The 13,297-nt window shown below is 61.9% G+C and carries 6 protein-coding genes; 4 read left to right on the top strand and 2 right to left on the bottom strand.

From position 1 onward, the window contains the following. Nucleotides 1–17 precede the first annotated feature (17 nt). On the bottom strand, nucleotides 18–539 hold the full coding sequence (locus tag A3OO_RS0100315) for a hemerythrin domain-containing protein (protein WP_026222550.1): 522 nt from the start codon (nucleotides 537–539) through the stop codon (nucleotides 18–20). A gap of 54 nt (nucleotides 540–593) precedes the next feature. Further along, nucleotides 594–2,666, bottom strand: a complete 2,073-nt coding sequence (katE, locus tag A3OO_RS0100310) for a catalase (RefSeq protein ID WP_026222549.1) — start codon at nucleotides 2,664–2,666, stop codon at nucleotides 594–596. Nucleotides 2,667–2,987: 321 nt separating this feature from the next. Here katE and A3OO_RS0100305 point away from each other — a divergent pair, with 321 nt between their 5' ends. The 4 genes from A3OO_RS0100305 (at nucleotide 2,988) to A3OO_RS0100290 (ending at nucleotide 13,261) form a co-directional block, all read left to right on the top strand. Beyond that, nucleotides 2,988–4,013, top strand: coding sequence for a sensor histidine kinase (locus A3OO_RS0100305; protein ID WP_156824713.1), 1,026 nt, complete (start codon nucleotides 2,988–2,990; stop codon nucleotides 4,011–4,013). A 675-nt stretch (nucleotides 4,014–4,688) separates the two neighbouring features. Next, nucleotides 4,689–11,051 (top strand): type I polyketide synthase, encoded by a 6,363-nt coding sequence (locus A3OO_RS0100300; protein ID WP_018405832.1) that lies wholly within the window; start codon nucleotides 4,689–4,691, stop codon nucleotides 11,049–11,051. Nucleotides 11,052–11,106: 55 nt separating this feature from the next. After that, nucleotides 11,107–12,138, top strand: coding sequence for a 3-oxoacyl-[acyl-carrier-protein] synthase III C-terminal domain-containing protein (locus A3OO_RS0100295; protein ID WP_018405831.1), 1,032 nt, complete (start codon nucleotides 11,107–11,109; stop codon nucleotides 12,136–12,138). A gap of 211 nt (nucleotides 12,139–12,349) precedes the next feature. After that, complete coding sequence (locus tag A3OO_RS0100290; RefSeq protein ID WP_040573509.1) at nucleotides 12,350–13,261, top strand: ChbG/HpnK family deacetylase; 912 nt, start codon at nucleotides 12,350–12,352, stop codon at nucleotides 13,259–13,261. Nucleotides 13,262–13,297: the final 36 nt, after the last annotated feature.

Here is a 13,297-nt window from a genome sequence, read left to right as displayed (position 1 = left end):
CGTTGAAGCGGCCGCGATCAGGCCGCTTTTTTCATCAGCTCGGCTTTACGCTTCGATAGCTTGACGCCCAGGGCGTCGAGATCGACATCGCTCTTGCGCGCCTCGGGAAACATTTCCTGCTCTTCTTCCTGGACATGGTGCATGACATATTCGCCCAGCACCTTGACCTTTGCGTCGAAGAGATGGTCTTGCGGCGACATCGAGAGGATCTCGGCGATCAGCTGCTTGGCGCTTGCGTGCTCAACTTCGGCTTCGTCGAGAAGCTCTTCGTCGTCGATGCTCTTGCGCAACGCCGGATAGAAGATTTCCTCTTCGATCTTGGCGTGAACAGTCAGCGCGGCGCAAATTTTTCGCGCGAGCTCTTCCTTCTCGGTTTCCTTACCGAGCTTTTCATACTGTTTGAACCAGGTTTTCACCTCTCGGTGATCCTCCCTCAGGAGCTTGATGGCGTCCGCCGTTTTGGAGGCGCTGGCCGACGTCTTCGCGCCCGTTCGGGGCTTCGACCTTTTCGTGCTGCCGCCCGTGCTTGCTGTTGGCATTTTGGTTCTCCTTTGCGCGGTTGTTAACTTGGCTGTTCTGTCTGCGTGACCGCATCACGCATCCAGATCGACCGTCAGTTCTCTGGGCCAGTAACGAAGTTCGGCGCAGGCCGCGATGAACGCGGCCGCGTCCTTGACGGTCGCAAGCGGAATGCACGCTTTATCCAGCGCGTCCGCGACGCCGGCTTTCTCCAGCAGCGGCAACGCGCTCTTGGTGAAGCCGATGAACTTGCAGTGCGCGAAGGCGTCGCTTGCAAAATCGCGCGCGGCGGCATCGACGACGAGATCGGCGGCGCCGGTCTCCGACGCGATGATGGCGACGGCGTCATAGAGCACCGACGGTCCTCCGTCGATCTTCTGGGCGGCGGGCTGCATGGCGCCGTCGTCAAGCACCACGCCGCCGATGTGGGGCGCGACAATCTCGTAAACCGCTCCGATCTTTTCGACGGCCTCGATCAACGCCTTCAACAACTTCGCATCGGCGCCGTCCGTCACGAGAATCCCGAGCTTGCGCCCCGTGAAGGATTTGGGACGCGCCAAAATGCTCAACGGCGCGGACGGGGGAAGCTCTTGCCGCGTCGGGCGCGCGGCCTTCGCCGGATCGGGCATTTCAAGCCGCAAGCCGTCAGCCACGCGCGTCGCGAGCGCAACGTCAATGTTTAAGAGATGCGAGACGACGCGGGAGCGAACGTCCGGGCGCTCGCATTTGCTCAGTTCGAAAACGAGCGCATCGCCAATGTGTTTGCGCTCAATCGGCGTCTGGCTGATGAAGAATTGCCGCGCCTGGCTGTAATGATCGGCGAAGCTTTCGGAGCGAAGTCTCGTCTTCGGCCCGGCGACTTCTTCCGGGAATGACGTGAAGCCGCGCTCGGGATTCTCGCGCGGTCCGCCGAGCGCGCCCCAGCTGTTGGGCTCGTAATTGACGCGGCCCTTCGGGTTCTTCATCGCCATATGCCCGTCCTGCTGGAAATGCGCCATCGGGCAGCGCGGCGCATTGACGGGAATATGGGTGAAGTTCGGGCTGCCGAGCCGCTTCAACTGTGTGTCGAGATAGGAGAAGTTGCGACCTTGGAGCAGCGGATCGTCGCTGAAATCGATGCCAGGAACGATGTTCTGCGTGCAGAAAGCGACCTGTTCGGTTTCTGCGAAGAAATTGTCTACGGTGCGGTCGAGCACGAGGCGACCGACGATCTGCACGGGAATCTGCTCTTCGGGAATAATCTTCGTTGAGTCGAGAATGTCGAATTCGAATGTGTCGGCGAACTCTTCGTCAAAGAGCTGAAGGCCGAGCTCCCATTCCGGGAAATGTCCGCCCTTGATGGCGTCCCAAAGATCTCGCCGATGAAAGTCGGGATCGGCGCCATTGATCTTGACTGCTTCATTCCAAAGCACCGACTGCAGACCGAGCTTCGGCTTCCAATGAAACTTGACGAACGTCGACTTGCCTTCCGCGTTGACGAAACGGAAAGAGTGAACCCCAAAGCCTTCCATGAAGCGGAAGGAGCGCGGAATGGCGCGATCGGACATGATCCACATGATCATGTGAAAGCTTTCCGGCGACAGCGAAACGAAGTCCCAGAAGTTGTCATGCGCCGTTTGCGCCTGGGGGAAGCCCCGATCAGGCTCAGGCTTCGCCGCGTGGATCAAGTCTGGAAACTTGATCGCATCCTGGATGAAGAACACTGGGATATTGTTGCCGACGAGGTCCCAATTGCCTTCTTGGGTATAGAACTTCACCGCGAAGCCTCTCACGTCGCGGGCGAGATCGGCGGATCCCTTACTGCCCGCTACGGTCGAGAACCGCACGAAGACTGGCGTTTGATCGCCCACCCGCTGGAAAAGATCCGCGCGCGTCACGTCTGCGAGAGATTTCGTGAGCTCGAAATAGCCGTGCACGCCGAATCCACGCGCGTGAACGACGCGTTCCGGGATGCGCTCGTGGTCGAAATGGAAGATTTTCTCGCGGAAATGGAAGTCTTCGATGAGGCTCGGACCGCGCGCGCCAATGCGAAGCGTGTTTTGGTCATCGGAAACCGGGATGCCCTGCTGCGTGGTGAGCGTCTCAACTTCGTCGTTCGCAGTCTGGTGCGTTTCACCGCCGTCGCCTTGCGGCTGCGCGTAAGACATCTCAGTCTCGGCCGCCAGAATATCGGGTTGCGCGATTTGACTCTTTCCGGCGTTCGCCATGGCGGATTTGACCGGATTGCGCTTTGAGCCCATCAGAAAAACTCCGAAAAAAACCGCGACGAAACGCGAGTGTCCCGTGAGCGAAACCTCGGGCGATCCGACTTGTTCCCCCGGGCAGAAAATTCTCTCGGAGCCAAGAGAAGCCCAACTGCAACTTGCGACGCGACGTTATCTCTTGGCTACGCCGCGAGCGCGTGGGATGGCGGATGCAGCGGCAGCGCATTCGATCTTGTTCGGAACTATGCGCTATGCTGTATTCGCGTGCCCGAGTGGGTCGGAAATCACGGGATTTCGGCAAGTTACGTCAGGGTGCTCAAGGTGGCGTGGGCGACGAAAGTCTACAGGGCGTCGAAAAGAATAGAGGGCGCGCCCTCCTGGATTATTGCTTTGGCGTTATTCGGCGCGAGCCTGTCTGTTCGCATCCTGTTGGATCGCTGGCTCGATCCGATGAAGTTTCTCACCTTTCATCCGGCGATCGCCGCCAGCGCGCTGCTGTGCGGCTGGCGTCAAGGCGCGGTGGTGTTGGCGCTCTCCGCTGTGTCGGGGTGGTATTTTTTCTTCGAGCCGCGCAACTCGTTTTTGCTCAGAGAGCAGAACGCAACGTTCGCGTTGATCGCATTTCTCCTCGTCGGCGGGTTCCTGCTTGTTCTCGTGGCGGGAATGGCCGATCTGATCAGGCGTCTGGAAGCGGCGCACCAGGTGCAGGTCAGCCTGTTTGGCGAGCTTCAGCATCGCGTTGCCAATAACCTCCAAATTGTCCTGGCCATGATCAGCAACGCCCGTCGGGGCGTGCTGGACGTGACGGCCGCCGAACGGATCGCGGCCGCCGAAGATCGGATCGCGGCGATGTCGGCATTGCATCGCCGGCTCTACGACAAAACAAGCTACGAACAGGGCCTCGCGCCTATTCTTGACGAGATGTTGCGCAATGACTTTGGCGACCTGCCGATCCAGCTGTCGTTAGAGATATCCCCAGACGCAAAATTGTCCCTGGATCAGATGACCGCGGTGCTTCTTCTGGTCAATGAAGCCGCGCTCAACGCCGTCAAGCACGTCTTCCAAAAAGGCGCGGGATCGAAATTCGAAGTCGCCTTGCTCAAACAGGCGAACGGCCGCCTGCAGCTCATCGTTCGCGACGACGGTCCCGGAATCGCGCCGGCGTCTGCGGTCGCGTCTGGCTCTCTCGGCATGAGCATCATGCAAGCCTTTGCGCGTCAGCTGGGCGGATCGCTGGAGATGAACGCCTCCGCCGGCACGACGTTGATGGTGGAGTTCCCTGGCGACTAGCGGCGCAAGCGGGCGGTCGCGAGCCATCCCGTTTGGCGGGCGCTGGGAGGCGCCGATGCAGCTCAAAGGAAATGTCGCTGAGCGGCGCTGGCATGTTGGAGAGCTTCGTAAAGACGCTCAACGTGACTAAGCGCTCAAGATCCTGCCGAATGGCGAAAGGTGCTGGCCAAACTGCGCGGTGGACTCGCACTCCGGCTTGAAGCTCCGATCGTCCTTATTCATCCGCCAATGCTTAAGCCAGCCTGCCGGTTTTCCGGTCACGGAGTGCACACCAAAGACGCTCCCGCGCCAGTTTTAAATGCGTCCAATTTGCGACTGAGGCATTTTTGGCACTATTGTGACATCGCTCACAAGAAATTGGCGAGAGCTGATTGCATACATATTGACTTGCGGCACGGCGTCAATTAGCGCATATGCTGCAATGCACTTTAAGCTGCGAATGTTACCGGATCGAATACCTCATATTTGCTTTAATCGGAGACGCTAGGATGGATAATTATCCAATCAGGTCATGCAATTGGACGCGACTGAAAGGAATAATGTCGCCGTCCATAAGCGATGGTGGCGGCCCGATCTAGGCACTAACAGCACGTCCCTCGGTTTTAAAACGCATCGCACATGCCCGCTTCGGCGACGCATGATCCCCAACCACATGTGTACAGCCAGAGATATCCCATGGACGAACGCAATCCGAACCTGCAGAACTCGGGATTTCGCGGCGACGAGGTCGGAGAGTCGGAGCCGATCGCGATCATCGGAGTGGGATGCCGCTTCCCTGGAGGAGCCAATAGCCCGGACGCATATTGGGACCTCCTCGTCTCCGGCCGGCCGGCTATTCGCGACGTTCCGGAAGACCGCTGGAGCATGGATCGATTCTTCAACGAAAACCCAGATAAACCGAACAAGATCTACACCCGCAAGGGTGGCTTTCTCGACGAGGCGGTCCATCGCTTTGATGCTGCGTTCTTCAATATATCGCCGCGGGAGGCGGTCCATGTAGACCCGCAGCAGCGGCTGCTCATGGAGGTGGCCTGGGAATCTCTGGAGGACGCTGGCGTCGTTCCGGAAACGCTCGCGGGCTCCGAAACAGGCGTCTATATTGGCGGCTTCACGCTCGACAGCATGCTCGATCAGCTGAGCCCGCATAATCGGGAGAATATCAGCATCCATTCGGGCACCGGCGCGCTGATGACGTTGCTGTCGAATCGGCTTTCCTATTTTTTCGACTTCCGCGGCCCAAGCCTTTCGGTTGACACGGCCTGCTCCTCGTCGCTCGTGGCCGTGCATCTCGCCTGCCAGGATATTTGGCGTGGCCACGTTTCCTTGGCGCTGGCGGGCGGCGTCAACGTCATGTTGCGCCCCGAGTATCCGATGATCATGGGCAAGGGCCACTTCTTGGCGCCGGACGGCTATTGCAAGAGTTTCGACGAACGCGCCAATGGCTATGCGCGCGGCGAGGGCGCCGGGGTGGTCCTGCTTAAGCCCTATGCCGCCGCCATGCGCGACGGCGATCATGTCTACGCGACGATACGCGGCACAGGCGTCAACCAGGACGGGCGCACCGACGGCATCACAATGCCAAGCGCTGCGGCGCAGGAGGCGCTGATTCGGCGTGTCTACGCGCAAAGCGGCGTGCCATTTAGCGACGTGCGCTACGTTGAGGCGCATGGCACGGGGACGCCGGTGGGCGATCCCATCGAAGCCGGCGTGCTCGGGCGCACGATCGGCGCTGGCCGCGAGGTTGACGATGCCTGCCTGATCGGTTCGGCGAAATCGACGATCGGCCATCTCGAAGCGGCGGCGGGCGTCGCCGGTCTCATCAAGGCGGCGCTCTGTCTTGATCGAGGGGCCGTGCCGCCGCAAGCCAACCTGCAGAACCCCAACCCGAAGATTCCCTTCCAGGAACTCGGCATTCGCTTGCCGACCAGCCTCGAGCCGTTTTCGCAAGGCGATGAGGACATCTATTGCGGAGTCAATTCTTTCGGCTTTGGCGGCACCAACGCGCATGTGGTCCTTCAGCGCGCAGAGAATCCGCGGTTGGAAGAGAAGAAGGATGGGTCAGCGGGAGAGCAGATCCTCACCCTTTCTGGCCGCGATCCCAAGGTGCTGACCATTCTTGCCCGCTCCTATGCGCAGATGCTCTCGCGCGGCAGACGTGCGGCGCTTGAGGACATTTGCCATTCGGCGCGAATTCGACGTTCCGCCCACGAGTGCCGATTGAGCGTCGTCGCCGCTTCGGCCGCCGAAATGGCGACGGAGCTCGAGCAGTTCGCCGCGCATGGCTATAGCGACCACGTCATTCAGGGCAAGGCGGCTCGGCGAGCCGAATCGCGACCGGTTTTCGTGTTTACCGGCATGGGGCCCCAGTGGTGGGGCATGGGCCGGCAATTGCTCGAGAATGAACCGGTCTTCCGCAAGGCGGCGGAGGAGATCGACGCGATCTTCCGCCCGCTCGCCGGCTTTTCCATCCTCGAGGAAATGCGCGAGGACAAAAGCCGCTCACGGGTCAAAGAGACTCGTATCGCGCAACCCGCAAATTTCGTTGTGCAGGTCGCCTTGGCCGAACTTCTCCGTTCCTGGGGCGTCTATCCGGCGGCGGTGGTCGGACACAGCGTCGGCGAGGTGAGCGCCGCCTATATCTCGGGGGCGCTCAGCCTCGAGGACGCCGTCGCTGTCTCTTATCATCGCAGCCGACTTCAGCAGCTGGCCGCCGGCAAGGGACGCATGCTGGCCACCGGTCTCAACAGAGAGCAGGCCGACCGCATTCTGGAGTCCTATCCGGATACAGTTTCGGTCGCCGCGATCAACAGCGTGTCAACGGTCACGTTGGCTGGCGATGGCGAAGCGCTGGCGTCAATCGCCGAGCAGCTCGCCAAGGACGAAATCTTCAATCGATTCCTCGATGTCGAGGTGGCCTATCACAGCCCCCAGATGGAGGAGCTGAAGCCCGAGCTGCGGGAGTCCCTGCGCGGGCTTCGCCCGCAAACGCCCCACACGACGCTCTATTCCACCGTCACCGGTCGGCGCGTCGAAGGGCCCGACTTGGACGCCGAATATTGGTGCGCCAATATGCGGGAGCCTGTGCTGTTCGCCGATGCGATGGTCGCCATGGTGGCCGATGGACTGAGCGGCTTCCTTGAGGTCGGCCCGCATCCTGTGCTCTCGACGTCAATCAAGGAAGTTCTCCGCAACAGCGAAGCGGGCGGCGTTTCGATCGCCACCTTACGCCGTGAGCATCCCGAGCGCGCGACAGTGCTGGCCGCCCTCGGCGCGCTCTATGTAAATGGTTATGACGTGAACTGGCGCGCGCTTTCTCCCGCCGGCGCGCGCTTCGTGAAGCTGCCTTTGTATCCCTGGCAGCGGGAATATTATTGGAACGAGACGAGCGCAGGCGCGCTCGACCGACTTGGCCGCACGGAGCACCCCCTGTTGGGAAGTCGGGTGTCGTCGCCCACGCCGAGCTGGGAGCATGATCTCGGTAGGCCGTCGATCTCCTATCTGGCCGATCACGTCATCGAGGGATCAATCATCTTTCCGGCCGCCGGCTATATCGAGCAGGGTCTGGCGTTGGCGTCGCTTCTTGACGGCGGACAGGCCAGTTACACGCTCGAAGATCTTTCCTTCCTTAGACCCCTCGTCTTCCCGACGCTCAAAGATCCGATTGTTCGGGCGACCTTCGATCGGAGCTCGAGGGAATTCCATATCTATGGCCAGACGGACGACGAAACCGACTCTTGGACGCTGCACGCGATGGGCCGGGTGCTTACCTTGCCGCCGCCTCCCACCGGAGCCGAGTCGTTGGCGGAGGTGAAGGAGAGAATAGGGGAGTCGGTCGACGTCGGCGAACTTTATGATCGGTTGGCTGCGCACGGGCTGTCCTATGGTCCGCACTTCCGCACGATTCGCAATCTGACGCGGTACGGCGCGGAGATACTGGCGGAGCTGGAGGTCATTCAAGGGCCATCTGAGGAGCTTGAGGCCTATCGGCTTCATCCAGCCCTCCTTGACGGCGCCATCCAAACCCTTGTGGGCGCGATCGGCCAGGGCAACCTCCAGGAATCGACCTATCTGCCGGCTGGGGTGGGTCGAGTGGTTTTTCATGCTGGAAGCGGCGCTCCGCTTTGGGCGCACGGACGCGTGACCAATCAGTCCTCGGACGGGTTCGAAGGCGACCTCATTCTCTATCGCGCGGACGGCAGCATCGCGGCGGAAGTCCGCGGCGTCAGGTGCAAGGCGCTCCACACGAAGAAGCTCACGCCAGAGGAGCGGCGTGAAAGCCGATCCTACGGGCTCGCCTGGGAGGTCAAGCCGCTCAGCGAAACCGATCAACAGGCTGGAGATTGCCTGCTCTTCGCCGCAAATCCGGACTCTTGCAAAGAACTCGCGGCCGCGCTCGAAGAGGTCGGCGCCAAAGTTCGGACGGTGGACGCGCAATCACTGACGGACGTCGTCGCCGCGCGCAAGCTTATCGACGAAAGCCCGCAGCTTCGCGCCATCGTCTTTGTGGGAGAATCGACGCCGGGCGCGGACGATGCGGTGAGCGATCTTGGCGAATCCAAGCGCCTCCTGCGCCTTGCGCAAGCGCTCGAAGGCCGGGACGCGGGCGACGCCTCCCCCAGACTGTTCGTCGTGACGTCGCTGGCGCAGCCCCTGCCTGGTTCGCAGACGGTGAATCTGGCGCACGCCGCGCTGATCGGTCTGGCGCGCACGATCGCCGGCGAAAATCCCCAATTGAGATGCACCGCCGTCGACGTCGATCCCCTTGACGGGAGCTGCAGTCTCCTCGCTCGGCAAATCCTCAGCGACGATCCCGAGACTGAGGTCGCGTTGCGGGGCGATGTGCGGCGCGTGCAGCGGCTTGTTCCGGCGGCCGCTCTCCGCCAGGAGGAGGAGGAGCCCGAGACACGCACCGTCTCCGCCACCTCCGTAAAGGCCTTCCGCCTGTCGCGCGGAGCCGAGAACCGCCTCGAGAGCCTGCGCTTCGAGGAGGCTCCTCGGCCAGCTCCCGCCGCAGGCGAAATCGAAATCGAAATCAAGGCCGCGGCGCTCAACTTCAAGGACGTGCTGAAGGTCCTGGGCATGTTGCCCGCCAAGGCTCTAGAGGGCTCCTATCACGGCGCGGAACTCGGCATGGAGGCGGCGGGCGTCGTCACCGCCGTCGGCGAAGGGGTGACAGCCTATAAGGTCGGCGACGAGTTGATGGGCTCCTTCAAAGGCTCCTTCAGCTCCCATGTGCGCGTTCCCGTCGATCGCCTGCTCACCATGCGCAAGCCTTCTTCCTTGACGTTTGAAGAGGCCGCCAGCGTTCCCGTCATCTTCATGACGGCCTATTACGCCCTGCATGACATCGCACGGCTGAAGGCTGGCGAAACCGTGCTCATTCACGCCGCCGCCGGCGGCGTGGGGCTCGCGGCGATCCAGGTCGCGAAATCGATCGGCGCACGTATCTTCGTCACGTCGGGAAGCGAGACGAAACGCGACTATCTGCGCACGCTGGGCGTGGAGCAGGTCTTCGACTCGCGCAGTCTCGAATTCGCCGACGGCGTCCTGAAGTCGACTGGCGGCCGGGGCGTCGACGTCGTCCTCAACTCGATCGCGGGAGAGACGCTGGTCAAAAGCTTGGAGGTGACGGCTCCCTTCGGACGGTTCGTGGAGATCGGCAAGCGCGACATCGTCGAGAACGCGCGCCTGCCGCTGCTGCCCTTCAACAAGAACCTCCTGTTTGCAGCGATTGATCTCGACCGACTCATGGCCGAGCAGCCGAGTGCGATTCGGGAGCTTCTCGCCCAGATCTGGGACCGTTTCGAGCACGGCGATCTCCGCCCCACGCCTGTGACCATCTTCCCGCTGCACGAGGCCGCGGACGCGTTCCGGTTCATGGCGCAATCAAAGCAGACGGGTAAAATCGTCCTGTCCTTCAGCGACCCGGCGCGCGTCGAAGTCGTGCCGGAGGAAGTCGAGAAAAAGCTGATTCAGCCGAAAGCCTCCTACATGGTGACCGGCGGCTTCAGCGGCTTCGGCCTGAACGCTGCGCGTTGGCTGGCGCAGCAAGGGGCGGAGAATCTGGTCCTCGTCAGCCGCAGCGGCGCCTCCTCCAGCGAGGCGCGACGCGCGGTGACGGCGCTCGAAGCGCAAGGCGTCAACGTCATGAGCGTCGCCGCCGACGTCAGCGTCGAAGCCGACGTGGCGGCGATGATGGCGCGGATCGACCTCGAGCTTCCGCCGCTGCGCGGCGTGGTGCATTCGGCGGCTGTGTTGGATGACACCGTGCTTTCTGGACTCACCGACGAACGGTTCGATGCGGTCTATCGCCCCAAGGCGGTCGGCGCCTGGAACCTGCACCAAGTGACCCGCAACGCGCCGCTGGACTTCTTCCTGTGTTTTTCGTCGATTTCGGCGCTCATCGGCAATCCTGGGCAAGGAAACTATGTCGCGGCCAACGTCTTCCTCGACATGCTCGCGCACTACCGGCAGACGCTCGGCCTTCCCGGTCAAAGCGTCAATTGGGGCGCGATCGGCGACGTCGGAATGCTGACGCGCGACAAGACGGTTGCGCAGCACCTCGCGCGGGCAGGCATCCAGCCGATTTCCTCCACAGAGGCGCTCGAGGATCTAGAAGGATCTCTGCTTCAAGGGACGGCGCAATTCGCCTACGTCGATGTCGACTGGTCCAAGTGGGCGTCCACCCATCCGGCGAGTTCGGCTCCCCGCTTCGCGCCTCTTGTCAGTGAGGCCCGCGACGAGTCCGACAGCGTCATCGACCGCGTCCGCGCTGAACTGGCGCAGATTGAGCCGGAACAGCGCGGCGAGCACATTGTCGGCATCGTTCGTCGCGTCGTCGGAGAGACTCTTCGCATCCCCTGCGATCGCATCGACATAGACGCTCAATTGTCCGATATGGGCATCGACTCGTTGATGGCCGTTGAATTGCAGGTCGCGGTCAAAGCGACGCTGGGCGTCGAAGTTTCTCTCATGGAGCTCATGAAGGGACGAACGGTCGCGTCGCTCGGTCGAGATTTGCTGAAGCGTTTAGGCTGAAAGCGACTGACCAATCTATCAGATCTGCACCTGCTGAGTTCGAGGAACATAAGAAATGCGCATTGATGCCGTGAAGGCCGCCTTGCCGTCGCGCAAGCTGTCGAATGAAGACATCCTTCAGATTGTCCGTGAAAGCAGCGAAGCGACGTATGACGGCGATCTCGACGCGGCGATAAAGAGAATCGAGAGCTGGCTGACCTACAGCGGCGCGCAGACGCGTTACACGCTTGAGGAAAACGAAACGCCGTTGAGCGTCTTGACCGGCGCCATCGACGCGGCGCTCGAAGAAGCGAAATGCACCAAAGATGACATCGACACGCTCGTCTATGTTGGCGTCGGACGCGGATTCATCGAGCCGGCTGGCGCGTATCTCGTGGCGCATGCGCTGGGCTTTAAGAATGCGCATTGCTTCGATGTGCTGGACGCCTGCAACAGCTGGTCGCGGGGGGCGCAGATCATCTATCACTTCCTGCAGTCCGGAAGCAGCAAGCGAGCGATGATCGTCAATGCCGAGTTCAGCGTCACCGGCAATCGGCTTGGCAATTTCGCCCTGCGGCACGAGGGAGAGTTGACCTGGACGTTCCCGACTTACACGATCGGCGAGGCGGCCACGGCGACCATCCTTTCAGCCGATCCGACGAACGAGTGGAAGTTCAAGTTCCGCTCCCGGCCCGATCTCGCCGATCTGTGCACGATCCCCGTCAACGGCTTTCAGGGCTATTGCAACCAGACTGAGCGCATCGGCAAGAACGGCAACCGGTTTACGTCTTACGGCTACGAGTTGTTTGAGGCCGCGGGCCCCGAGCTCATCCAGGTGTTTCAAGATCTCAATCCGCCTTTGGACAAGCTCCGCGCGATTTTCCCTCACGCGGCGTCGCAAAAGGCGGGCGACGACCTCGCCGATCTGTTCAAGCTGCGGCATCTGGTGTCCAACGTCTATCCGCGTTGCGGCAATCTCGTTTCCTGCTCGGTGCCGGCGGCCATGGCCTTCGCGATCGAAGAACAACGTGTCGCGCGTGGAGACCTGCTTGCCGCGGTCGTCGCCAGTGCGGGCATGTCATTTTCGGCATATTCCTTCACCTACTGAAGCAGCTCACGATGATGCTCAAGACATTGCCCGCCACTGTCACCGGCGCCTATGGCGTCGGTTGCTGCATCGCGGCGCGTTGCTCAAACAGCCAGCGTCGATCACGAGTCCTTGCGGAGTGGAGACGCGCCTCTCTCATTCGCCGGGATCCCGGTCCTTCGTTCCGGCGACTGTTTTCCAAACGGCCGCGCGCGGTCGAAGGGCGGGAGAAATGAGCGACGACCACATCGTCGCGATCTGTGCGGACGATTACGGCCTGTCCTACGGGGTGAGCATCGGCATTCTCGAGGCGCTGGACGCCGGCCGGCTGACGGCGGTCTCCGCCCTGGTGAATGGCCCACGCTGGCCCGCCATGGGGGTCGAATTGCGCCGGCGCTGCCGGAACGCAGACGTCGGTCTGCATTTCAACCTCACGCTGGGCCGCCCGCTGGGACCGATGCCGACCTTCACTTCGGAGGGGAGCTTTCCGCCGGTCTCGACCGTCGTCCGCCTCGCCCTGCGCCGCAAGCTTCCCCTGGCTGAGATACGCGCTGAGATCGATCGCCAGCTGGACCGCTTCGAGACGGTGATGGGCCGAGAGCCGGATTACGTCGACGGCCATCAACATATGCATGGGCTGCCGGGCGTCCGCGACGCGTTGATCGAGGCCTTGGCGGCTCGAGGGCTCGCCGGTCGGGTTTGGCTGCGCGACGCCGGCGACGAGCTCCATCGCATCGTCCTGCGCGGCGCGCATGCGCCCAAAACGCTCGCCCTGGCGCTTGCTGTTCAGGGCCTGTCTTCCGGTTTTCGCCGCGCCGCGCTGCGTCAGGGCTTCGTGACCAATGAGGGTTTCTCCGGCCACTCGGTTTTCGATCCGGGGAAGGACTACGCACGCGCCTTCGAGACCTATCTTCGCGCGCCGGGGCGCCGCCATCTCGTCATGTGCCATCCCGGCCATGTCGACGACGAGCTCAGGGCCCAAGACTGGGTGACCGTCACCCGCGAGCAGGAGCTCGCCTTCCTGCTCTCGCCGCGTCTACCGGACATGCTGGAAGAGCGAGGATTAAGGCTCGCGCGGCTCAGCGAGGCCCGTCCGCAACCATCGCCGGGCGGCGGACGGATGAGCGAGGGGATGCCGCAATGAGCGAAGCCCTGACGCGGCTGCTCGAAGCGCAGGGGA

The sequence above is a fragment of the Methylocystis rosea SV97 genome, from assembly GCF_000372845.1.
In the GTDB taxonomy this organism is placed as follows: domain Bacteria; phylum Pseudomonadota; class Alphaproteobacteria; order Rhizobiales; family Beijerinckiaceae; genus Methylocystis; species Methylocystis rosea.
Note: the sequence above shows the minus strand (reverse complement) of the source record. Positions and strands in the feature narration are given on the sequence as shown.